The sequence below is a fragment of the Microcoleus sp. LAD1_D5 genome (assembly GCF_036702115.1).
Taxonomy (GTDB): domain Bacteria; phylum Cyanobacteriota; class Cyanobacteriia; order Cyanobacteriales; family Microcoleaceae; genus Microcoleus.
The window spans coordinates 1-24,332 of record NZ_JAUBSA010000082.1 but is presented as its reverse complement, the minus strand read 5'-3'; the positions used below and the strand labels follow the sequence as shown (position 1 = coordinate 24,332).

At 45.2% G+C, this 24,332-nt stretch carries 17 protein-coding genes; 11 read left to right on the top strand and 6 right to left on the bottom strand.

Annotated elements, in window-relative coordinates:
- The first annotated feature begins 139 nt into the window (after positions 1-139).
- The 4 genes from QUA70_RS24340 to QUA70_RS24325 all read left to right on the top strand — a co-directional run bounded on the left by QUA70_RS24340 (position 140) and on the right by QUA70_RS24325 (position 5,767).
- A complete protein-coding gene (locus QUA70_RS24340) occupies positions 140-685 on the top strand; it encodes a gamma carbonic anhydrase family protein (protein WP_333350454.1) in 546 nt (181 codons plus the stop codon).
- A 41-nt stretch (positions 686-726) separates the two neighbouring features.
- Positions 727-1,332: a Uma2 family endonuclease gene (locus QUA70_RS24335; RefSeq protein WP_333334115.1), complete on the top strand. Its 606-nt coding sequence runs from the start codon at positions 727-729 to the stop codon at positions 1,330-1,332.
- A 201-nt stretch (positions 1,333-1,533) separates the two neighbouring features.
- Entirely contained in the window at positions 1,534-4,014 is a 2,481-nt protein-coding gene (locus QUA70_RS24330) for a GH116 family glycosyl hydrolase (RefSeq protein WP_333350452.1), read from the top strand.
- 319 nt (positions 4,015-4,333) lie between these two features.
- Positions 4,334-5,767, top strand: a complete 1,434-nt coding sequence (locus QUA70_RS24325; RefSeq protein ID WP_333334118.1) for a protein adenylyltransferase SelO family protein — start codon at positions 4,334-4,336, stop codon at positions 5,765-5,767.
- A gap of 159 nt (positions 5,768-5,926) precedes the next feature.
- Here QUA70_RS24325 and QUA70_RS24320 read toward each other — a convergent pair whose 3' ends face one another.
- Both QUA70_RS24320 and QUA70_RS24315 read right to left on the bottom strand, forming a co-directional pair.
- Positions 5,927-8,341, bottom strand: coding sequence for a tetratricopeptide repeat protein (locus tag QUA70_RS24320; protein WP_333350450.1), 2,415 nt, complete (start codon positions 8,339-8,341; stop codon positions 5,927-5,929).
- The gene (locus tag QUA70_RS24315) at positions 8,298-10,496 is read right to left on the bottom strand and encodes a tetratricopeptide repeat protein (RefSeq protein WP_333350448.1); all 2,199 of its coding nucleotides are present in this window, start codon (positions 10,494-10,496) and stop codon (positions 8,298-8,300) included. Before QUA70_RS24315 ends, QUA70_RS24320 begins: the two co-directional genes overlap by 44 nt.
- A gap of 699 nt (positions 10,497-11,195) precedes the next feature.
- Between QUA70_RS24315 and mnmE the strand changes: the two genes are divergently transcribed.
- Entirely contained in the window at positions 11,196-12,581 is a 1,386-nt protein-coding gene (mnmE, locus tag QUA70_RS24310) for a tRNA uridine-5-carboxymethylaminomethyl(34) synthesis GTPase MnmE (protein ID WP_333334126.1), read from the top strand.
- 260 nt (positions 12,582-12,841) lie between these two features.
- On the opposite strand, the gene QUA70_RS24305 is transcribed toward mnmE, so the two are convergent.
- The gene (locus tag QUA70_RS24305; RefSeq protein ID WP_333334128.1) at positions 12,842-14,380 is read right to left on the bottom strand and encodes a SagB/ThcOx family dehydrogenase; all 1,539 of its coding nucleotides are present in this window, start codon (positions 14,378-14,380) and stop codon (positions 12,842-12,844) included.
- A gap of 227 nt (positions 14,381-14,607) precedes the next feature.
- Between QUA70_RS24305 and QUA70_RS24300 the strand changes: the two genes are divergently transcribed.
- From QUA70_RS24300 to QUA70_RS24285, 4 genes are all read left to right on the top strand, one after another.
- Complete coding sequence (locus QUA70_RS24300) at positions 14,608-15,129, top strand: pentapeptide repeat-containing protein (RefSeq protein ID WP_333334130.1); 522 nt, start codon at positions 14,608-14,610, stop codon at positions 15,127-15,129.
- Positions 15,130-15,335: 206 nt separating this feature from the next.
- The gene (locus QUA70_RS24295; protein ID WP_333334131.1) at positions 15,336-15,668 is read left to right on the top strand and encodes a DMT family transporter; all 333 of its coding nucleotides are present in this window, start codon (positions 15,336-15,338) and stop codon (positions 15,666-15,668) included.
- A gap of 33 nt (positions 15,669-15,701) precedes the next feature.
- A complete protein-coding gene (locus QUA70_RS24290; protein ID WP_333350446.1) occupies positions 15,702-17,777 on the top strand; it encodes a dynamin family protein in 2,076 nt (691 codons plus the stop codon).
- A 14-nt stretch (positions 17,778-17,791) separates the two neighbouring features.
- Positions 17,792-19,474 carry a dynamin family protein gene (locus QUA70_RS24285; protein WP_333334135.1) on the top strand — a complete coding sequence of 561 codons (1,683 nt, stop codon included), beginning with the start codon at positions 17,792-17,794 and terminating at the stop codon, positions 19,472-19,474.
- On the opposite strand, the gene QUA70_RS24280 is transcribed toward QUA70_RS24285, so the two are convergent.
- Both QUA70_RS24280 and gloA2 read right to left on the bottom strand, forming a co-directional pair.
- The gene (locus QUA70_RS24280) at positions 19,441-20,733 is read right to left on the bottom strand and encodes an endonuclease/exonuclease/phosphatase family protein (RefSeq protein WP_333350444.1); all 1,293 of its coding nucleotides are present in this window, start codon (positions 20,731-20,733) and stop codon (positions 19,441-19,443) included. The genes QUA70_RS24285 and QUA70_RS24280 overlap by 34 nt on opposite strands.
- Before the next feature lie 43 nt (positions 20,734-20,776).
- A complete protein-coding gene (gene gloA2, locus QUA70_RS24275) occupies positions 20,777-21,163 on the bottom strand; it encodes an SMU1112c/YaeR family gloxylase I-like metalloprotein (protein WP_333336229.1) in 387 nt (128 codons plus the stop codon).
- Positions 21,164-21,237: 74 nt separating this feature from the next.
- Between gloA2 and QUA70_RS24270 the strand changes: the two genes are divergently transcribed.
- Together QUA70_RS24270 and ilvC are read left to right on the top strand one after the other, a co-directional pair.
- Complete coding sequence (locus QUA70_RS24270; protein WP_333336226.1) at positions 21,238-21,435, top strand: hypothetical protein; 198 nt, start codon at positions 21,238-21,240, stop codon at positions 21,433-21,435.
- 54 nt (positions 21,436-21,489) lie between these two features.
- A complete protein-coding gene (gene ilvC, locus QUA70_RS24265; RefSeq protein ID WP_333336235.1) occupies positions 21,490-22,521 on the top strand; it encodes a ketol-acid reductoisomerase in 1,032 nt (343 codons plus the stop codon).
- A 1,626-nt stretch (positions 22,522-24,147) separates the two neighbouring features.
- Here the strand turns inward: ilvC and QUA70_RS24260 are convergent.
- A partial coding sequence (locus QUA70_RS24260; protein WP_445251672.1) for an ISAzo13-like element transposase-related protein occupies positions 24,148-24,332 on the bottom strand: 185 nt, incomplete at its 5' end.

Genomic DNA, 24,332 nt, shown 5'->3' with positions numbered 1-24,332 from the left:
CAGTTACACTAACCAAAGGGTTAGGCTAACCGTCCCTGGATTTTTAATCCATTTAGGTTAAACGAATCGCACACCCAAATACTTTTATTATATCCCGTATGAACAACCAGCTAATCTGCTAGAAGTATAACGATCACAAATGAGCAATCTCAACGAATCTCTGTCGGCACTTCCTTCCTATTGGCCCAGGCCAGATCTATCCCAAGCGGCTTTTGTCGCTGAAGGCGCTGTTGTGATCGGCAGGGTAGAGGTGGCTGCGGGCGCTAGTATCTGGTATGGGGCGGTGGTGCGGGCGGATATAGAGCGAATTGCGATCGGCTCAAGTACCAATATCCAAGATGGAGCAATTCTGCACGGCGATCCGGGGAAACCGACGGTTTTGGAAGATTTCGTGACAGTGGGACACCGAGCCGTGATTCACTCAGCTTACATTGAACGGGGCTGCCTGATCGGGATTGGGGCGATCGTCCTCGATGGAGTGAGGGTGGGGACAGGCTCGATCGTCGGTGCAGGGGCGGTTGTCACCAAGGACGTTCCCCCTCATACGCTAGTGGCGGGAGTGCCTGCGAAGCGATTGCGGGATGTCTCTGAGGAAGAAGCGGCGGAGTTGGTGGAACATGCTAAGCGTTACGAAAAGTTGGCTTTGGTTCACGCCGCGAAAGGAACTGATTTGGGATTTGGTTAGTTGATAGAATAAGATTTTCAGCAAAAAACTATTAGTTTTCCATGGCTTACACCGCGCCAAAAATCTTAACTTTTGAAACATTCCTCGATCGATATTGTGACAACTTTCGCTACGAGCTCGCTGACGGAGAATTAGTTGACATGGAACCAACAGGCCCCCACGAAACCGTCAGCGGTAAACTGGCAACTCAAATCGGCATCGCCATCGCCGCCGAAAAACTACCTTGGTTCATTCCCCGCACTTGTTTGATCCGTCCATTCTCAGATGCAGCTACTGCCCGCCGTCCCGATATTGTCGTATTAGATGAAACCGCTATTGTCAGCGAACCTCTTTGGGAAAGAGAACCTGTGATTACGCTGGGACGATCTATTAAATTAGTGGTAGAAGTCGTCAGCACTAACTGGGAAACAGATTACGCCCGAAAAGTTGAAGAATATGCTATTTTAGGGATTCCAGAATATTGGATAGTTGATTATCGCGGATTGGGGGGCGTGGCTTTTATCGGTAAACCAAAACAACCTACTATCACCGTTTGTCAACTGATTGACCAAGATTACACGCAGCAACAATTTCGCCTCGGTCAACCGATTATTTCTCCTTTGTTAAAGACCTGGCAAATTCGCCTAGATGATATTCTTCCCCGTTAGGCGATCGCCCAAGCGATTTTAGATTTTAGATTTTAGATTTTAGATTTTAGATTGGAGAATTGATGAAGCCGGCGAACCTGAAACCAATTGCTTTAGGTCAACAATCAACAGTCGTCGGAAATATCAGGATTTATTCGAGCGATAAAAGTTTAAACTTAAATAAAAAATTGTCAAGCTCGATCGAGCGCTAAAATTGATGACATGAATAACGATCGCACATCTACTCCAAACATCCCCCCGCACACCTGGAAACGTCCCATCGGCCTCGGTTGGGAGAATCCCTATACAGTCCGCTACGCAAGCAATCTCGACGACGGGCCCTGGCACGGAATGCCTCTGGGCGGGTTCGGTGCCGGCTGCATCGGGCGATCGTCCCGCGGCGACTTCAACCTCTGGCACATTGACGGCGGCGAGCACATTTTTCGCAGTTTGCCCGCTTGTCAGTTCAGCGTTTTTGAAGAAACTCAAGGCAAGAAACAAGCTTTTGCACTGTCCACAGAACCGCCTACCGATGGCAGTTTATCTAGTTGGAAATGGTATCCATCGGAAGGAAGTTCGGCAACGGATTATGTAACGGATGTAACGGATGGAATTCAGAAGGCAGACGGAAGAAGGGAAGAGAAGGAAAAATTTCAATCTTCCGGGAGTTATCAGGCTTTGTATCCGCGCAGTTGGTTTGTTTACGAAAATGTGTTTCATGCTCAATTAAGCTGCGAGCAATTTTCGCCAATTTTACCAAACAATTATCAGGAAAGCAGTTACCCAGTTGCCATGTTTGAATGGGTGGCGCACAATCCTACAGATGCGCCGATTACTCTCAGCATCATGCTGACTTGGGAGAATATTGTCGGTTGGTTTACTAATGCCAATAAGTCGCCGGAAGTGATGGTGCGAGATGATGGCAGTCCATTTTATGATTACCAATCCCGGTGGGGAGAAAGTGCCGGAAATTTGAATTTGTTGGTGGAAGATTTTCACCGCATCGGTTGCGTGATGACGCGGTTGACTGCTGATGAGGAACCGCAAGAGGGGGAGGGACAATGGGCGATCGCAACTATTACTAATCCAGCGGTAGAAGTATTCTATCAAACTCGCTGGAACCCGGCGGGGAATGGCGACGATATTTGGCGCAACTTTTCTGCTGAAGGTTTCTTGTTGGATGACAAAGACGAGACAGCCGCAGCAGCAGGAGAACAGTTGGCTTGTGCGATCGCAGTTCGCTTTACTATTCGACCTGGAAAAACTCGCAAAATCCCCTTTATTATAGCTTGGGATTTGCCCGTTACTGAGTTTGCATCGGGAGTTTGGTACTACCGTCGCTATACGGATTTCTTCGGCCGCAACGGCAAAAATGCTTGGCCGATTATTCGCACTGCAATGAAGCATTCCGATACTTGGCGCGAAAATATTGAAGCTTGGCAAAAACCAATTTTAGAACGGAAAGATTTGTCAGATAGTTTTAAAATGGCTTTGTTTAACGAGTTATACGCCCTGACAGACGGCGGTACTCTTTGGAGTGCGGCTGACGAACGCGATCCAAAGGGTCAATTTGCGGTTTTGGAGTGCATTGATTACCGCTGGTACGAAAGTTTGGACGTGCGGCTTTACGGTTCTTTTGCTTTGTTGATGCTGTGGCCGGATTTGGAAAAGTCGGTGGTTTTAGCGTTTGCTAGGGCAATTTCAGCCGGAGACGATACGCCGAGAATTATTGGCTGGAATCAAGCTTCGGCTATTAGAAAAGCTGTCGGTGCGACGCCACACGATTTGGGTGCTCCTAACGAACATCCTTGGGAGAAAACGAATTATACTAGCTATCAAGATTGCAATTTGTGGAAGGATTTGCCTTGCGATTTTGTGTTGCAGGTTTATCGGGATTTCCTATTGACGGGCGGCACAGATTGTGAGTTTTTGCAAGAGTGTTGGCCGGCAATTGTTGAGGCTTTGGCTTATCTGAAAACTTTTGATGAGGATGGGGACGGAATTCCTGAGAATTCGGGAGCACCGGATCAGACGTTTGATGACTGGCAAATGCGGGGGATAAGTGCGTATTGCGGGGGTTTGTGGTTGGCGGCGCTGGAGGCTGCGATCGCGATCGGCGAAATCTTAGAAGATGCAGCACCGAGGATAATTCCTAACCCTCAAGAAAAGATAGCATTATATCACAGTTGGCTACTACAAGCAAGACCGAGCTATCAAGAAAAACTGTGGAACGGTCAATATTATCGTTTGGACAGCGAGAGTAATTCCGAAGTGGTGATGACAGACCAACTATGCGGTCAATTTTACGCGAAATTGTTAGGATTACCGGATATCGTGCCGGCGGAATGTGCAGCCAGCGCTTTAGAAACTGTGTATGATTCTTGCTTTTTGAAGTTCAACGAGGGCGAGTTCGGTGCGGCAAATGGGGTGATGCTGAATGGTTCGCCGGAAAATCCGAATGCGACTCATCCTTTGGAAGTTTGGACGGGAATTAATTTTGGGTTGGCCGCTTTTTTGGTACAGATGGGGATGGAGGAGAAAGCTTTTAAATTGACGGATGCTGTGGTGAAGCAGATTTATGAAAATGGGTTGCAGTTTCGGACGCCGGAAGCGATTACGGCGGGGGGGACTTTTCGGGCGAGTCACTATTTGCGGGCGATGGCAATTTGGGCAATTTACGGGGTGTTGACCGATTTTAAATAGGGCAAAATGTATATTAGCTGGTGAATCCGACTAAAATTTAAGCTTTCAACCCCATTTTTAGCAAGGAAAACGGTTAATTAAACTCTCACTAAAATTGACCGTAAAAAGTTTTTGCCTTCGAGGAAAACATTAATCTTTCATGCTCAAACTTTAGCTTGGTTAAAATTTGAGCATGAAAAAGCCCGGAGATGGGAGGGCATCGAACTCGGCTATAAACGAGAGAGAAAAAGGGTCTGAGGCAATTGTTGACACCAATGCAGTCCGCACCTTACTTGTATATAATTTGGAGCGATCGCCAATTTCAAGATAAAATAGAAAAATGTCAAATCCTTTGCTTTCCCTCAACTACGAACCCGCCATCGAAGCTCTCGGTGGCGACTATTTTGATGAAGTCCCTGCTGCAGATTTTCCGCAGCACATTCTCCGCTTCCGCAACGATGAATTATTGCCGAAATTGGGTTTAGACCCCGCACAAGTAACCGACCAACATTTTATCGAAGCGTTCGGCGAATTTCACTGCGTCCGTCCCTTTCTCGCACTCCGCTATCACGGCTATCAATTCAACCAATATAACCCCAATTTAGGTGACGGTAGAGGCTTCTTATACGGCCAAGTTCGCGGCACTGACGGCAGACTTTACGACTTCGGCACTAAAGGTTCCGGCCGCACTCCCTACTCGCGGGGCGGTGACGGTAGACTCACTCTCAAAGGGGGAATTCGCGAAGTTTTAGCCGCGGAAGCTTTGCACCGGTTGGGAGTGCGGACATCTCGCTGTTTTAGTTTAGTTGAAACTGGGGAGGGTTTGTGGCGGGGCGACGAACCATCTCCAACGCGATCGTCCGTAATGGTGCGTTTCAGTCATTCTCACATCCGGTTTGGAACTTTTGAAAGATTGCACTATATCCGCAGGCCGGATTTAACTAAAAAACTTTTAGATTTTGTTATTCAATATTACTATCCAGAACTGCATTTAGAAGCAAGTAATGCGGGTGTTTCGCCTGCCGAAAAATATGCGCTATTTTATGCAGATTTAGTGAATCGAATAGCTGAATTAGTCGCTCAGTGGATGGCAGCAGGCTTTTGCCAGGCCGTGTTGAATACTGATAATATGTCAATTACTGGAGAAAGTTTCGATTACGGGCCTTTCGCTTTTATCCCAACTTACAAGCCGGAATTTACAGCAGCTTATTTTGACTATTCGGGTCTTTATTGTTACGGCAATCAACCGTTGATTTGTAGGGACAATTTAGAAAAGCTCCAGGAACCGCTAGCAGCGGCGATTCCTCAAGCTGATATGGATGCGGCTTTGGCAAAGTTTGGCGATTATTATAATGCAGCTTATCGGCAGTTGATGCTCAAGAGATTGGGGTTTGAGGATTTGCCAGAAGCTGATGCTGATGAGTTGTTGAAGGTGACAATTAAAATGCTGGCGGAGTCTCAAGTTGAGTATCACGATTTCTTTTTTGAACTGCGAAGACAGTTCGATCGCACTTGGCGAGATGATGCTAGTCAAATTTTTGCTGAGGCGGAACCTGCGGACTTGATAGCACCTTGGCGGCAGTTTTATTATCACGTTTTGCAAAGTTTGTCGGCGGATGATATGGACAAAATGGCGGAGTGTTTGCGGAGGCACAATCCCGAACAATCGCTGTTGAGACCGACGATTGAGGCTGTTTGGGAAGCCATAGCTATTGAGGATAATTGGGAACCGTTTTATGAATTGGTTAAACGACTTCAAGACCCAGAAAATTGATTTATAATAGCTGGCATTAATAGCGCTCCGGGGCCTATTCACCTGCATTTTCTGTTTGTATTAAAGATTAAGGTGAACCAGCCGCGGAGCAATCTGAGATTATAAAAATCTGCCACATAAGAAATATAACACCGAGAAATAATGACTAATGACTAATGACTACTTGAGCTTTTCAATCTCAAATTGTGCATCTTTGTAACCGCCCGTAAGTCCTTGATCGAGAAACATTTTACCGGCTTTTTCTAAATCGCTAATTGCTCCTGCTTTGTCTCCCAAGGAGCGACGAACCATGCCTCTACCGTAGTAAGCAGCAGCATAATTCGGACTGATCCGAATAGCTTGGACGTAATCGGCGATCGCACTATTGTAATTCTTTAACTCCTGATAAATCTTAGCCCGATTGGCGTAAGCTTCAGCATTGTTGGGATTGAACCCGATTGCTGCGGTAAAATCTGCGATCGCGCCCTGGGCGTCACCCCCGGCGCTGCGAGCTAAACCACGATTGTTAAAAGCATTAAAATCATTCGGGTTCACTTTCAGCGCTTGAGTACAATCGGCAATTGCTTTCGGATAATCCTTTAAGTTTAAATAAGCAATGCAGCGATTGTTGTAAGGAACCCCATCCTCCTCGCTCAGCGAAATTGCCTGAGTGCAATCGTCAATTGCCGCTTGATGCGCTCCCAAATTCAACTGCGTGCTACAACGATTAGCGTAAGCATCGGCACTCTTGGGATCGATCGCAATTACCTGAGAATAATCCGCCAAAGCTCCCTGATAATCTCCTAGGTGAAAGCGAGCTCTCCCCCGGCTGTAAAAAGCATCAACATTCTTAGCATCAAGTTTAATTGCCTCAGTATAATCTCCAATCCCCCCCTGCAAATCGCCGCTTCCAGCACGAGCCAACCCCCGCGAATGATAAGCTTTAACAAGGTTCGGCTGCAGCCGAATTACTCCGGTAAAATCCTGAATAGCGGCCTTGTAATCTTGCAGTTCTAAATAAGCAACTCCTCTTTCATAATATGTATCAACATCGTTGGGCTGGAAATTCAAAGCTTGAGTGTAATCCTCAATCGCTCCCCGCGTATCGTTAAAATCGTGACGGGCTAGGCCGCGGTTAAAATAAGCCTTAACATATTTAGGATTGAGAGCGATCGCCTGAGAATAATCCGCAATTGCTTCTTGATACTTTTGTAAATCATAATTAGCATTACCCCGCCAATAAAAACTCTCAGCATTTTTAGGATTCAATTGAATTGACTTATTAAAAGCCTGCAAAGCTGCCTCCGCATCTTGATTGCGAGACTTTTCTACTCCCTGTTCGTAATATTCCTGAGCTTTAATCGGATTTGGGCGGCTCCTATAACTAAACAGAAATATCAGAACTATCGCCGCCCCGACGCCCGCCAAAATCAGCAACCAAAATCGACTTCCCAAACGTGACGAAAAACGTTCAGAAGACACTAAGCTGGGAGCCATACTTTTCTTGTGAGCCGTATTCACAGGATCTTGGCGGTGTCTCAACTTGCTGAGAGCTACCAAAACTTCTTCCGCAGATGGATAGCGCTTGGCAAATTGGTGACAGACCATTTTGTCAATTATATTGGCTAATCCCACAGAACATTGAGATCGGTTTCGCCAAACAATTTCCCCCGTATGAGAAGGACTCGGATCTTGCAATTTTGGCAAATCCGTACCGGGTAAACCCGTGATAGCTTGGACTGCCATCATCCCGACTGCATAGAGGTCACTGCTAAATTGCGGGTTGCCTTGAAATTGTTCGATCGGCATATAAGCCGGAGTTCCAGTAGCAATGGTGCGCGGAAATTCTGTATCGTACTCGCTGACGTGACTCGCAACTTCTTTAACCGAACCAAAGTCAATTAAAACTAATTTGCCGTCTGGTTTGCGGCGGATTAAGTTGGAGGGATTAACATCACGGTGAATCACTCCCTGAGAGTGTACGAAGGCGAGAACTTGTAACACTTCTTGCAACAGATCCAGCACTCGTTCTTCTCGCCAAGGTTGACCGGCCACAATTTCCCTATTTAGGGCGTGTCCGGGTACAAACTCTTCCACGAGGTAGAATTGATTGGCTTCTTCAAAATAAGCTAGTAAAAATGGAATTTGATCGTGTTTTCCCAGCTTTTCTAATATTTCTGCTTCTTGTTTAAATAAGCGATAAGCTGTTTTGAGAACTGTGGAAGTGTTGCTGGGAGGGCGCAGTTGTTTGACTACACATTGAGGATGGCCCGGCCGGCGAGTATCGACAGCTAAATAAGTTTGTCCAAAAGCTCCTGAACTGAGAATTTGCACTACGCGGTAACGCCTGTCTAACAGTTGACCAACCATGTTCATATCTATAATTGAGAATTGGTAACGGGGGGGTGGTAACGGGGAATTGGTAACGGGGAGTTGGTAACGGGAAGTTGGTAATTGGGAATTGGTAACTTGACCTTCTTCCTTCTTCCTTCTTCCTTCTTCCTTCTGCCTTTTTTCTTCTTTTTTTAACATCTGACTGATGATTAATAGCTTATTTAGGGTCGTTGATTTGCGCTTGTGCGTTTTGGAAACCATCGGCTCTTCCTTGTTCTAGAAACAAGGTTGCAGCTTTCTGAAAATCTTCGATCGCCCCAGCACGGTCTTTGAGTTGGCGGCGGACGAGGCCTCGGCTGTAAAAAGCGCTAGCATTGTTGGGGTTGAGCCGCAGTGAGTGAGCGAAATCCTCAACCGCTAAAGGGTAATTTTTTAGTTCTGAGTAAATAGTACCGCGATTGCTGTAAGCTACTGCATCGCTAGGATTGAGTCGAATTGCTTGAGTAAAATCTTCCACAGCCCCCTGCTTGTCTCCCGAAGCCGATCGAGCTAATCCTCGATTGCTGTATGCTTTGGGATTGTTGCCGTTGAGTCCGATCGTCAAACTGCAATCTTCGCTGGCCTTTTGAAATTGTTTTAAATTCAGATAAGCAATGCAGCGGTTGTTGTAAGCTGCTTCATCTTTTGGATCGAGGCGAATTCCTTCGGTGCAATCTGCAATCGCTTTGTCGTAGGTGGCCAAATTCAAGTAAGCGCTGCACCGATTGGTATAAGCATCAGCGAGATCTGGTTGCAATTCGATCGCCTTAGTATAATCTTCCATCGCTCCTTGATAATCTGCCAGATTAAACCGCGCTCGACCACGACTGTAGTATACGCCAGCTTGTTTGGGGCTAATTTGAATGGCTTGAGTAAAATCTGCCATTGCTCCTGTTTTGTCGCCTGCTGCCGATCGAGCTAAACCCCGATTGCTGTAAGCTGTAGGATCGTTGGGACTGAGCCGAATTGCTTGAGTGTAGTCTTCTATTGCCGTGCGGTAGTCGCCCAAATCGTAGTAGGCTAAACCCCGCTGAGAGTATGCCTCACCGTCGCTGGGATTCAGGCGCACTACTTGGGTGAAATCTTCCACGGCCCCCCGCTTGTCGCCGATGTCGAGGCGGGCCATACCTCGATTGTACAGAGCTTTGGTGTGGCTAGGATTGACTTTAATTGCTTGCGTGTAATCCTGTATTGCTTGCTCGGTGGCGCCCATGTCGTAGCGAGCGTTTGCCAGCTTGTAGTAAGTTTCCGCATCGCTGGCATTCAGGGCGATCGCTTGAGTATAATCGGCGATCGCACCTGTTGTGTCACCTTGCTGCGCCTTGGTAACGCCGCGGGCTAACCATTCTTTTGCCCTCGCCGGACTTTGACTCTGCCACAAGTAAATTATCAGTGCCGTGAGGATTAAAGCTGCCGCTGTTGCAGCCAACAGCAGCAGTTTGGTTTGGCTTTGTCTTCGCGGTTTACTCATAGCGTGCGTGATGATTGTGGCTGGCGGCGGCTCAACCTCCAATTTTACGGCGATTTGTTTGAGGTTTGCCAAAACTTCGGCGGCCTCCTGATAGCGTTCCTCGCAGTCGGGGCGCACCATTCGATCGATAATATCTGCTAGGGCAGGCGAACAAGTTGCCCGGTTTCGCCAGAGAATTTCGCTTTTGTTGTTTTTTAAGGCACTCAGTTCGTTGGGTGAGAGTCCCGTCACGGCAAGCTGAGCGATCGTACCTAGAGCGTAGATGTCGCTATTGTACCGGGGGTTGCCGATCGATTGCTCGATCGGCACGTATAACTCCTGGGCCACCAAATCCTGTTTTTTTGCCTCATGCCGTTTAACAGAGTGCGGGGAAGTTTGCGACAACAAATGACAGTTAGCAAGTTCCGGGTTAATTTCTTTGTCTAAGCTAAAGTCTACCAATACAAATTTGCCGTCTGACTCGCGCCGGATCGCTCTGTCTGGTTGAATTCTGCGGTGAATGAAACCTTTCTCGTGTATAAACACCAAAATTTCTAATATTTCTGAGAGCAGACAAATTACTTGGTCTTCCTCCCAAGGTTCACCGGGTATTAGTTCTTGACTTAAAGGTGATCCGGCAATAAATTCTTCAATTAAGTATAAACTTTGATTTTCCTCAAAATACGCCAATAATTCGGGAATTTTGTCGTGTTTTCCCAATTTTTCAATTATTTCTGCGTTTCTTTGAAATATAACTTTGACTAATTCGGGAGTTTGCGAACTTGTGCCGGGGAGTCGCATTTCTCTAACCGTGCATTGCGGATACCCGGGACGGTGAGTATCTGCTGCTAGATAAGTTTTTCCCACCTCACTTGAGTCTGTGACTTTAATGATGCGGTAACGTCTGTCTAGAAGTTGACCAATCATGCTTTGCCCTCTACCCTGTCAATTTTTCATTATCGCATGAAATCAGGATAGATCACTGTGGTGTCAAACTTTTAGCTATTGATTCGGGTGTGCCAAGCAGCCGAAGAAATTGCCAGTAGTAGGAATACAGGTGCTGGCAATTTAAAGGCTATCGCCCGGACTTTGAGCCTTGTCTGAATTTGAGCAGTCCTGGACGCAGTGTTAAAAGCCGGGATGCAGTATTTCCGTAAAAAAAACAATTTCTGCGTCGAGGACTATAACATTAAGATTAGTCCCAGTCTGCTGCCCGTATCCGTTGACGGTAGATGCAAACCCTCAACTTATAGTATAATTTAGTAACCGAGCAACAGATGACTTAAAATGAACGTACAACTGGTTGACTCCCTAATTCAAGTTATCTTATCTCTCTCCGCAGACGAGCAATTAGCGATTACGGACAAATTACTAGAAAACATCCCGTAGCCTTCGACTCAGCAACTTATGCAGCTTGCTCAAAGCGGTGGCTGTTTTGACTTTTTGCATGACGAACCTGATATTTACACTATAGAAGATGGAGAACCTAGTGAGTGACACTAAAAAAAGTAAAAATTAGGCACTTGAATGCAATTAAATCATTCTGACTGAAACTAAAAATCTCAAATTATTGCTATATAAATATTCTTCCTTGTTCCTTGTTCCTTCTACTTAGAGTCATTAAAAATGTCTGAATCATTAACAAAAGGAGGAACGATCGCAGCCATTGCCACTGCCATAGTTCCCCAACAAGGCAGCGTCGGCATTGTGCGAGTTTCCGGTTCCGCAGCCTTGAAAATTGCCGAAACTCTGTTTCGCGCCCCAGGACGGCAAATTTGGGAGTCTCACCGCATTCTTTACGGCCACATCCGCCGCCCCAAAACTCAAGAATTAGTCGATGAAGCTTTGCTGCTAATCATGAAAGCGCCGCGTTCTTTTACTCGCGAAGATGTGGTGGAATTTCACTGTCACGGCGGCATTATGGCCGTGCAGCAAGTCTTGCAATTGTGTTTGGAACATGGGGCGAGATTGGCGCAGCCGGGAGAGTTTTCGCTGCGGGCTTTTTTGAACGGGAGGCTGGATTTAACTCAAGCTGAAAGTATCTCGGATTTGGTGGGAGCAAAATCGCCCGCTGCTGCACAAAGTGCTTTGGCTGGTTTGCAAGGAAAATTAGCGCAGCCAATTCGCCAATTGAGAACAACTTGTTTGGACGTGCTTGCAGAAATTGAGGCGAGAATTGATTTTGAGGAAGATTTGCCGCCTTTAGATGAAGCTAAAACATCTTTGGAAATAAATCATGTTTTGGAGGAATTGTCAACAATTTTGGCAACCGCAGATCGCGGAGAATTGTTGAGAAGTGGTTTGAAAGTAGCGATTGTTGGGCGGCCGAATGTGGGAAAATCGAGTTTGTTGAATGCGTGGAGTAAGAGCGATCGGGCGATCGTCACGGATTTACCAGGTACGACGCGGGATGTGGTAGAGTCGCAGCTAGTTGTGGGCGGCATTCCGGTGCAGGTGCTCGATACTGCGGGCATTCGAGAAACCGAAGACAAGGTAGAAAAAATTGGCGTTGAGCGATCGCGCGCAGCAGCAAAACAAGCCGATTTAGTGTTGTTGACAATTGATGCGGAATCGGGTTGGACAGAGGGCGATTCGGAAATTTACGAACAAGTAAAGCACCGTCAGCTAATTATAATTATCAACAAAATCGACCTAGTAAAAACCATCCCCGAATTACCTTTTTCCTCTGAAATTCACCGTATAGTTACCACAGCGGCCGCCATCGATCGAGGCATACAAGACTTAGAAACAGCAATTTTAGATGCCGTCAGCGGGGGGAATTTGCAAGCAGCAAACTCAGACTTAGCAATCAACCAGCGGCAAGCAGCAGCGTTAACTAAAGCTAAAATTTCTCTGGAACAATGCACGGATACTATGAGCAATAAATTGCCTTTAGATTTCTGGACAATAGATTTGCGCGGTGCAATTCAAGCATTGGGGGAAGTTACGGGGGAAGAAGTGACAGAATCAGTGCTCGACAGAATATTTAGCAGATTTTGCATTGGCAAATAGCAATAGGAAAAGAGTAAATTAAATAGGTAAGCTGTCTCGCATTTAAGTTGTATTTTTAGGGCGGGCGGGACGCCCAACCCCTACTCCCCACAAGAATTTCACTCTTTGGGGAACACCGAATTTCACTCTTTGTGGAACAGGCATCTTGCCTGTTCTTGAGAATGGTGTAAGATGTTAATTTCATCAAACTTGACTGTAAAATTTAGATGCGCCTGGGCTTAGTGAAGCAATACTACTGACCAATAACAACTAACTAATTCTTACGATCGAGGTCTTCCGAGACTTGTAATATAAAGCACAGCTTCACCCGCAGGAATACCGAGAACGTCATTGACACGATCGTCAAAAAAGCCCCCGATACCGCTGACACCCAAACGCAGTTGCATAGCTGCTAAATTCAACCGCTGGCCCAAATGACCCGCGTCCATGTGCAAATAGCGGTAAACTCGATCGCCATATTTTGCTACAGCCCTGTTCAAATCCGCCGTGTGAAACAACAGCGCCCCCGCATCTCTGCCCAAGTCTTGCCCCAAGCACAAAAAATGCAACTCCCTGCGGAAATTTTTAAACCGAATTTGCCGCAATTCTTGAGCTTTCGGAGCGTAATAGTAACAGCCTTCTTCTAACCCATTCACTCCCGAAACAGCAATAAAAGTCTCGATCAAACTTAGATCGAAATAGTCGGGATCACCGTCTAATCCTTGGTCGATATAGTGCTGGGGCTGGTAAGTAAAATCGAGCATAGCTAGCAGTTCGCCCAAGCTCAAAGAAGCACCTGTATAAGCACGGGTCGAACGCCTTTTGAGCATAGTGTTTTCTAAAGTTTCCAGGTTCACGCCCCAAGGAATCGAAGGAGTGACTGTCGAAACTTTAGTACAAAATGGAAAATTGTATTTATCCTCTAGTTCCCCTTCACTTTCATCAATTTTCCAGCCGTCCACTGTGGTGGGATCTGATTCTAAATGTGTGGCTTTGTGGAGGTATTTTAACAATTGACCTTCGGAAATTTGCGGGTAATCAGTGGTGGTGTTTCCGGGCAAAGCGGTTTTAAATTTAGGCAAGTTTTGGTCAATGTCTAGCAAGTCGGCTAAAGCAACTACACAAATAGCTCCTTCTTGCTCCGAGTCGATGTATAGTAATTCATTGACAGCTTCGTCGGCGAATCCTCCAATCAGGTGAGGTCGGTAATCGTTGACGGCGCAAGCTAACTCGATATTGCTCAATAAATGGCCGGTGTCTAGAAAAATTCGCCGATAAGCTCGGTCTTCGTAACGCCAAGAAGAACGGAAAAAAACCGTGGTAATGGCGATCGCCAATTGGGTGTTTTCTAGCGCTGGCGACTGGAAACAAGCTGCTTGCAATGTCGGCCAAACTTGACTGTCCCAAAAATGAACCAGTGAATGAGTTCTGGACTGATAGTTGTAGAGTCCGGCCGGCAACTGGGCAGTGCCACGGGAGATTAAATAAACCTCTGCTGGGTAGAGTCCACCCGCCGACGGTGCTGATCGCAAATACAGGTAGCTGTCGTCTACCGTCTGCACTTTCGCCGTCAACCCGTAGCTGCACAGCAACAAGCTCGATAACCGATGCCACCAAGCGGCATCGGGATCGGCATCGGCATCCTCCGAGGGGTCTTTTAGATAAGGCTTGAGGTCAAAATACGCTCCAATTTTATATTCTTTGAAAGGCACAGGTTGCTCTGTCCAATCTAGCTGTTTGCTTTTGGCGGCAATGGTTTCAGGGTCGTATTTTGTCCGTTCGTGGTAGTGCTGAGCAATGGAGAGAGGAAGTTCTGGCATATTTCAGTAGAGGATTCGCTTTGGTTTCTCGATCGATCTTGACATTACTAACCGCTTATTGGTCGAGCAAGGCAGAAATTTACAAATATAAAAAAAATCTTAGAAAAAATGCGACTGTTGTTACACAAGCTTAACATAATAAGAGACCTAAGTATAAATACGCAGAATAATAACCATTAATTACAGTTATGGATTGGCTGCAGTAGCTGTCGTCATGAGGAGTGAAAATGCAAAAGCTAAGCGCTGAGGAATTGCTTGCTCAGTATGCTGAGGGCCAGCGAAACTTTAACGCCGTTGACTTAAGTGAAAATAACTTGTTTCAAGCAGATTTGACAGAAATAAATCTTTCTGGTAGCGTTCTGAGGCGAGCTTATTTGCCCTACGGAAATTTGACGCAAGCCAATCTTTATAAAACTGATTTGCAAGAGGCTGAATTGGGCGACATTCAACTTTATCAAGCTAACTTGTCGGAAGCAAGTTTATCAAGAGCAAATTTATCAAGAGCAAATTTGCGTCACGCCAATTTGCAAGGTGCTAATTTGCAGAAAGCCAATTTGCAAGGTGCGGATTTGTACAATGCAGATTTGACGAATGCCGATTTGAGATATGCGGATTTGAGCCGAGCTAATTTGGAGAAAGCAAAGTTAACCAAGGCTCAATTAGCGGGCTGCAACTTATTTCGATCGCGCTTGGTTGATTTGTCGGAAGCGGAGTGCGATCGCACTACTATCGGGCCCGAAGGCTATTGAGGATTTGCAGCGGCTAGTCTAGGGCGTAGGGCGATCGGCTTAAAAGGTCGTGAAGCGTAGCTATCCCGTAGGGAATCGCCCTTTTTAAAATTTCTTAACATTTCTCGACACAGCGGAAAATGTGAGTTACAGTCGTAGAGAACTTATCGGTCAGCAACATTGACAATAAATAACACATTTTTCTAGCGCAAAACAGGCGAAAATGTATGAATTCTCCCGATAAAAAAGCCCGAGAACTCCGGCACAAAGAACAAGAACTACGGAAGCGCGAACAAGAACTTCGGCTCCGCGAACTAGAAGCCGAAATCGACCGCTCAGTACCCGAACATCTAACTAGCAAGTACCAAGAACCAGACAGCCAAGTTAACGGCAAACTCCAACAGTGGCGCCGAAAAATTATAGCAGCCGCTCAATTTACAGGCATTGTCATTGCTGTTATCGTTGCAGTTCGCATAGCATCTTGGCTGGCCGCCGCGCTGATAGTGGGAGGCATTGCTTTGATAGCTTACAAAATGTTTATTGAAGAAGACAAAAGTTGAAAAGCTCAAGCAGGAAACTATCAGGAAACACCCATGAACCTTAAAGTAGAAACTAGCAACTTTCTCAACGATTTAGAGCGAGTAGCCGCCGTCCGCCGAGAAATTGCCGCTCGCCTCAGCAACATCGCCACAGCCATCAACCAATCAGAATTAGCAGGAGGAGAAGCATCGGGAAAACTCGGTTTAGAAACAGACAACGCCGACATTGATGTCGCCAGTAAAAACTTGCGCCAAGGAGTCTTTCGCCTGCTAGTGCTAGGCGACATGAAACGCGGAAAAAGCACTTTTCTCAATGCCTTAATCGGCGAAAACTTACTGCCCAGCGATGTAAATCCCTGTACAGCTTTGCTGACGATTTTGCGCTATGGTTCCGAAAAAAAAGTCACCGTTTATTTCAATGACGGCAAAAGCCCAAAACAGCTAGATTTTAAAAGTTTTAAACAGAACTACACAATTGACCCCGCTGAGGCAAAACGCTTAGAAGAAGAAAAGAAACCAGCATTTCCCGATATCGACTGCGCCGTAGTAGAATATCCCTTACCTTTGCTCGAAAAAGGCATAGAAATAGTAGACAGTCCCGGACTGAACGATACCGAAGCCCGCAATGAATTATCTCTCGGTTACATCAACAACTGCCACGCTATTTTGTTTGTACTCAGGGCAACTCAGCCTTGCACAATGGGTGAAAGACGCTATCTAGAAAATTACATCAAAGGTCGCGGTTTGAGCATTTTTTTCCTGATCAATGCTTGGGATCAGGTGCAGGAAAGCTTGATTGATCCGGATGATCCTGAAGAATTAGCAGAAGCAGAAGGGAAACTGCGGCGGGTTTTTCAAGCTAATTTGGCTGAATATTGTTTAACAGAAGGACACGATATTTACGACGAGCGAGTGTTTGCAATTACCTCAATTAAGGCGCTCAGGTTGCGGATGAAAAACCCGGATGCGGATTTGGCAGGAACTGGTTTTCCCGAGTTTATGGCGGCACTAAATACGTTTTTGACGCAGGAAAGGGCGATTTCGGAATTGCGTCCGGCGAGAACTTTGGCGCGTCAAATTTCGGCTCGTGTCCGCGAAGCTGTTGGGCGCCGCTTACCATTACTCGATCGCGATGTCAATGAATTGAAGGAAAAGATTAATTCAGTTGAGCCGGAGTTTAAAAAGCTGACTCACATTCGCGATGAGTTTCAACAAGAAATTATCGAAGTTAGAGATAGTAAATCGCGGGCGATCGCAGATTCTTTCCGCGCCTACGTTCTTAACTTAGAAAATACCTTTGAAACAGATTTCTTACGGTATCAACCAGAGCTGAGATTTCTGGATTTCTTCAGCCAAGGCAAGCGAGAAGCCTTTGAAGCATCGCTCAAACGAGCATTCGAGCAGTACATAAACGACAAACTAGCAGCTTGGACTCTCACAGCAGAACAAGAGATGAATTCAGCATTTTCGCAACTCTCACAAAGTGCGGCAAATTACGGAGAATCTTACACGAAAGTGACTGAAAAAATTACAGAAAAACTGACTGGGCAAAAAATACCAGCAGCAGTCAGCAACTCAAACGAAGATAACTCGCCCGCTTGGGCAAAATGGGCGATGGGATTGTTCTCGTTAACGACCGGAAATCTGGCGGGCGTAGCAATGGCAGGAGCGGGTTTTGATTGGAAAAATATCCTGCTCAACTTAATTACTGTGTTAAGCGTTAGTACGATTCTTGCTAGTTTTACGGGGATTGTTTTGGGGCCGCTGTACTTGGCGTTGTTGGGAATGGGTGTTGGGGTTTTGCAAGCAGACGGAGCTCATAAACAGTTGGTGAAAGCCGCGAAAAAAGAGCTAGTGAAATATCTGCCGCAGGTGGCTCAAGAGCAGTGGCAGCCGATTCACGATGCTGTGAAAGAGTGTTTTGATGTTTACGGGCGAGAAGTGGGCGATCGCATGAATGCTGATATTACTTCTCGGAAATCTGAGTTGGATAATTTGCTTGAACAAAAGGAATCTCGCGAGATTAATTGTCAGGCTGAATCGCAGCGGTTGAAAAAATTGGAGGCTGATGTTTCTGCCGAGTCGCAGAGTATTGAATCACTATATCAAGGTTTTCTAGCATCCGCTTGAAATAAAACAACAATATGCAACGACCCGAAATTTATCAAGACCTGACCGACTATCTCAAATCAGCACTCGGTATTCTCGAACTTGACAAAAACTCCCAACTGTATCGAGATACCACCTCAATCTGCGACTATCTCGCCAAACCAACTTTTCAAATTGCTGTCTTTGGCCCGTTTAATTACGGCAAGTCAACTTTGCTCAATGCTTTGGTGGGAAATCGTGCTTTGCCGATCGACCTAGTGCCCACTACAGGTGCTGCTATTTATGTCAACTACGGCGAGGAATTGTACGCAAAAATTACCCTGAAAGACGGCACGGAAATTAGCGAACCGGGGACTGATGTGTTGAAACGGTACGCCATCCTTGACGACGCGAGACAAATGCGGGATGATGTGGCGGCCGTGAATGTTTACTGTCCCCATCCATTCCTGCAAACCGGTGTGGAATTGCTGGATTTGCCGGGAACCAATGACCGGGAAGAACAGGATAATTTAGTAAGAGATAAATTGCTAACGGCTGATTTGGTTGTGCAGGTTTTAGATGCTCGGAAATTGATGACTTTAGGCGAACGGGAGAACTTGAGAGATTGGTTGAGCGATCGCAACATCAACACTGTAGTCTTTGTTGCCAATTTTCTCAATCTACTCGAACCAGACGACCAAAAACAAGTTTACAATCGCTTGTTGTTTGTTGCCGAAAGTTTTCGCTCCAATTTGCCGAACAATATCAGCAATATCTACCGCGTCGATGCTTTGCCGGCTTTGAGGGCGAGGCTGAAAGGAGATGTGGCCGCAGCCCAAACTACAGGAATTGCCAGCTTTGAATCGGCTTTGCAAAGTATTGTGGCAGATCAACAGGAACAACTAGCAGTTAAGTTGCCCAGAATAGAAGCTATAGCTACTAAAATTTGCCACTCTCTCCGAGCCAAAGCTGAAACTGTCACCGCAGAAATAGCCACAGCTCAAAAAAAGCACAAAGACAAAATTGAAATCAAACAAAAAGCAGAAAAACTGATATCAAAAGGCTTTCAAGCCAGCGTTTCCGACTTCGAGATTTGGCTTTACCAGCCCACACTTTTGCAGCGGTATCAATCGGAAATGGCGCTGTCGCTCCAGGAAGGGAGTTTTGATGCGTGGAAGCTAAAATTTCAGCGAGAGGCGTTACATCAGCAGCAAACCATCGCAGAATGGGTAAATAAAGCTTGCGAATTCTTTGAGAAAGAACAGCCGATCGCACTTTTGATTTCGTTTCCTCCATCCCCACAAGTCAGCTTACCGGAACCGCCGCCACCTCCAGCTCAAAAGTCGATCGACAACGAAGTGACTCCAGTGGCGATCGCCACCGGCTTAGGTTGGCTATTGGGCGGGCCTGTGGGAGCTGCAGTAGTCGGCGGTGCTAGCTATATTTTGAATAAAAGAACTGGGAATGAAAAGCCGCCTGAATCGTCAGAAGCTTATCTAAATCAAGTAACGGAAATTTGCAGCGAGGCTGCTAAAAACTATCTCGCTCGCTTCAGTACCGATACTTTTTCCATGCTGCAACACTACAAGGAAATCGCCGGAAAAGTTATCTGTTTTCAAGACAGCAAAGAACCGCTACAAACCAATATTCAGCAATACCAGATCCAGTTAATCAATAATTTGTTAGAAAATATTGAATCCTGCCTTCAAATGACCAAATCTGTAATTAACGGCAAATGATCCGAACCGACATTGCGGCCAGTACGAATCTTCAACACACCAATTTCTTTGCTGACTAGAAAGTGATCGATCGGAATATAAGCCAGCGGCATAAAAGTCGGCCAAGTCGGTAAAATGCCAAAGCCCGATCGCGCATTTCGCAGGTTTCCGGTTTTTACCATATTTTTGTAGAATGGCGACCACATTGTGGTATTGAAATCCCCAACCACAATCAGCGGATTTTTTACTTGGGCTGCATACTCGCCGATGGCTGCTAGCTGTTTATTGCGATTGATAAAACTCTCCTGTTTGATCGGCACAGTCGGATGAACAAGCATCAGAGAAATGACTTTACCTTGAAATTTAACATCCACCGACAAGCTCTTTCTTTGACTTGAAAAGGCTTTAACCGAAGAATTTTCTAAAGGCAGCTTGCTGTATATTGCACTGCCAAATCTCTCAGATTCTTGCTGGGTAGAAGAGTAAGGAAAAATCTCGCTTAAAACCGATAACTGTTTTGCCCAAGATGAGTTGACTTCTACAAAAACCGCGATATCCGGTTGTTCTGCTTTAACCAGCGATATCACCTCAGAATATCGCCGATTACTCCTTAAAACATTTGAATGCAAAATCCGCAAGTTGTGTGCGGGAGTTGCTCCTGCAAAGGCGGGCGCTGGAAAATACCAAGGAACAATTTCCGCCAAGTTAAGGATAATACAAAATGCGCTCACCCACAACCATCTTTTTTTTGAGCGCACCAGAGCGAAGAATATAAAAGTAGAGAAACCAACCAGCAGATATTGTAGTTTAAAATGAGAACTCAATTCAAAAAAAATGTTAAATTTTCCCAAATACCCGGCTATTGACAATACGGCATTTACAGTTGCTGCGATAATAAACCATTTTAAAATTATGTGCTTTAAGCTAAGGTTTTGGTTAGGGATGCTGTGCATCACCGCCCATTTGAGCTTGATTTTAAGGTCGTTGGTAATCAGCAACTTATCAATTTCTCTTACCAGTTGTTCTGGCGGTTCCAACTCTCGCCGCTTTTGATAAAATCTCACCAGCAAGCTATCTATCACAAAATAACTAAATGAATTGGCAACAAATCCTACAAATACCAACACACCTAAACCGATCAGCATACCAAAGGAACCGCCGACTTTGACCAAGCCCGACCAAACGGCGGCGTCACCTGTTTTACCTGTAGCTACTATGGCTATAAATAGCATTAAAGCAGGCACTCCGACCGTGATTGTGTTTCTGATGATATAGTCCATTTTTTATCTTTTATGCTAAGGTTTTTCTGATTTTACTGTCGCTCTAAATCTCATAAATTTCTAACGGTAAGTTATCGGGATCTCGGAAAAATGTAAACCGTTTTTCTGTAATCTCGTCCAGGCGAATGTTTTCTACTTCTACTTGTTGGGATTTTAAGTAAGCAACTGATGCTTCTATGTCCTCAACTGCAAAAGCTAAATGTCTCAAACCACAAGCTTCAGGATTGTTAATTCTTTCAGGAGGATGGGGAAATGAGAAAAGCTCGATAGTGTCGCCGTTTCCGACTCGCAAATCTAGTTTGTAAGAATTCCTCTCGGTTCGGAAAGTTTCTTTGATAATGGAACATCCCAATACTTCTACATAAAATTTTTTTGATGCTTCGTAATCCGAGCAAATAATCGCCACATGATGTATTGCTTCTATTTTCATCTGAATAAAGTTAGTTAATTTTGTTTTTCTGAGATGTTGCACCATTTTAAATAAGCTTTTTATGAACAGGCAAGATGCCTGTTCCACAAAAAAATTTACTCTTTGTGGAACAGGCATCTTGCCTGTTCTTGAGAATGGTGCAAGATGTGAGGTTTTTCCAACAGCACAGCACGCTATTGACAATTATATTTGACGATCGCAGACTCGGCGAGAAACCCTGGGAAATTCAGGGCGATCGGCCTTTATTTTCCCCCGCCCAAATCTTAATCTAAAAAATTTCTGCAAAAAAAGCACCCTACTTTGATAAAATCAGAGTTTTGCAGTCAATCACCCAATTTGCATCTCAGGAAACAAGCACTATGGCCCGTATGTATTACGACACCGACGCGAACCTAGACCTCTTAGCCAACAAAACGATTGCTATCATCGGCTACGGTTCCCAAGGACACGCCCACGCCCTCAACCTCAAAGACAGCGGCATGAATGTCGTTGTTGGTTTGTATCCCGGTAGCAAATCCGCAGCCAAAGCAACCGACGCGGGTTTAACAGTTCACCCGGTAGACAAAGCAGCAGCCGCCGCTGACTTCATCATGATTTTATTGCCCGATGAAGTTCAAAAAACTATTTACACAGAACAAATCGAACCGAACCTTTCAGAAGGAAATGTTTTAGCATTTGCTCACGGTTTTAACATTCACTTCGGCCAAGTTGTTCCCCCTGCCAATGTAGACGTAGTAATGGTTGCCCCCAAAGGTCCTGGACACTTGGTGCGGCGGACTTACGAACAAGGGGAAGGTGTTCCGAGTTTGTTTGCAGTATATCAAGATGCTTCCGGTCAAGCGCGCGATCGGGCAATGGCCTATGCTAAAGGTATCGGTGGCACCAGAGCCGGCATCCTGGAAACCACTTTCCGCGAAGAAACAGAAACGGATCTTTTTGGCGAACAAGTAGTTTTGTGTGGCGGTTTGAGCGCCTTAATTAAAGCTGGATTTGAAACTTTAGTTGACGCCGGATACCAACCGGAATTAGCTTATTTTGAATGTTTGCACGAAGTTAAACTTATCGTTGACTTAGTAGTAGAAGGAGGCCTCGCCAAAATGCGCGACAGCATCTCCAATACCGCAGAATACGGCGATTTAACTCGCGGCCCCCGCATCGTCACGGATCAAACCCGCGCCGAAATGCGTAAAATTCTCAGCGAAATTCAATCCGGCCAATTTGCCCGCGAATTCGTTCTCGAAAACCAAGCCGGCAAGCCAGGTTTTACCTCCATGCGCCGTCAGGAAGCAGAACATCCTATTGAAGAAGTTGGTAAAGATTTGCGAGCTATGTTTAGCTGGTTGAAAAAGCAGGCTTAATCAATTTTAGATTTTAGATTTTAGATTTTAGATGGGAGTACAAATCTAAAACAGTCTGGACGCATAACCTAATTATGTAGGGTGCGCACTGCGCACCTTACCGCTTGGAGGAAAATCTCAAACCTCAAGTTTAATCGATTACAGATGAGAGATGGGATAAAAAATCTCAAATCTAAAATCCAAAATCTAAAATCGTACTGTTGGGTTAAGCGAAGCGAACCCTACGCTTCGCTTAACCCAACCTACAAGAAAATGGCTAGGTATTATTAGAGAAACCGGGTTTCTCTCTGGTAGCTCAAAACTATCGCTTCGGGCTAGGACTTTTTTGCAATTTCTCAATATCCTGTTGCCTTTGCTCGTTGAAATCTCTAGGCCTCAACCAATCTGGCCACAACCCGACGAAGAACTTTCGGCTTGCCACGCTAGTATCTCTTACAGGTTTGGGGAGAAAAGTTAAAGTGTCACCGTAAAGGGTAAACAGCACTGCCAACAGAAGCAATAGCGGGATAAGATTTTTTTTAGGCATCGCAGTTTGGGAGTAGAGTTTGTGAAAGCGCTTGGTTATATTTTGCCCTTGCACGGACAAAAAATATCAGAAACAGCTTAAGAAGAAAATACACCCCTGGGGGCTAAGCGACCGCCCATACAAAAGGAAAGGCTGCTATAGCAATCCTAAATGATTTTCTACGTATAGGTGTACTGATGGATTTTGGGGAAATCAAATTTATGTTCCTTGGTGAAAAACTCAAACAAAAATTTGATGATCTTAAAAGACTTACATAAATACCAATACTTTCGTAAAAAAAAATTAGCTTGTAACCAAATATCTTCAACGGGATTTTTTTTCGGGAGCATTGGGAGCAAATAAAATACAAGTGATTGACCAATTTACAGGTTTTTTGTCATGATTAACTGATGATAAATAATCTCTAAATTCTCCATATCTATGATAACTAGCTCCATCCCAAATCAAGATAAGTCTCCGCTCTTTGTATTTATTTGGTAAGTATTTTATGAATTGAACTGTTGATTTTTCATCACCAGATTCATAACCTTGAGCATGGAATTGTTTGGTTTAATAATGAGCGTGCGCCCAAATAAGTTTGTCTATTTTTTTAATTGGTAATTGGGACTTCAATTCTTAGGTCAGATAGACCCCAAGCGTAGCCATTGATATCGCCATGAAGTAGATGACATTCATCTAAAAAAAATACGGCGTTGCATAATTTGAGGATGATTCTTGTCGGGAGTAGGGTTAGGCGTCCCGCTTGCTGTGAAAATACACAAGACGGGCGGGACACCCATCCCACAAAACAATCAAAATCATCCCGCAATTATGCAACGCCCAAGGTTGGCGTTGCTGAATACAGGTATGAATTCAAGATTTCTCAATTGCTAGAAGCCCGCTTGAGGGTGAGTTTTGTAACATCAAGCGAAAAGTTGATTCATACCTTGATTCAGCAACGCCGAAAACCCTTTAGGATTGCTATAGCCGTAATATCGTTTCCGCTGACATCGGAACCATAATTTTCCGACGGCAGTGGGAGCTTCCCCTGTGGCTCCGCGCTCTCAGGAGCGACCGTGAAGAGGCACTTAGGACTGAAAAATAAATAACTTGATGAAGTATTAAGTTTGAGGTAGGGCTCTATAGTTCCATTTTGGCAAGTATTCATCAAAAGTAATTTGCATAGTTTTTTTAAAGTTATCAGCTACCTGTCGACCAATTTTATAGACTTTATTAAGCACATTTGCAACTACAGATAGCCCGGTTTTAGTGTGAGTTTTTTCTACCAGGTATTTGACTAATTCTA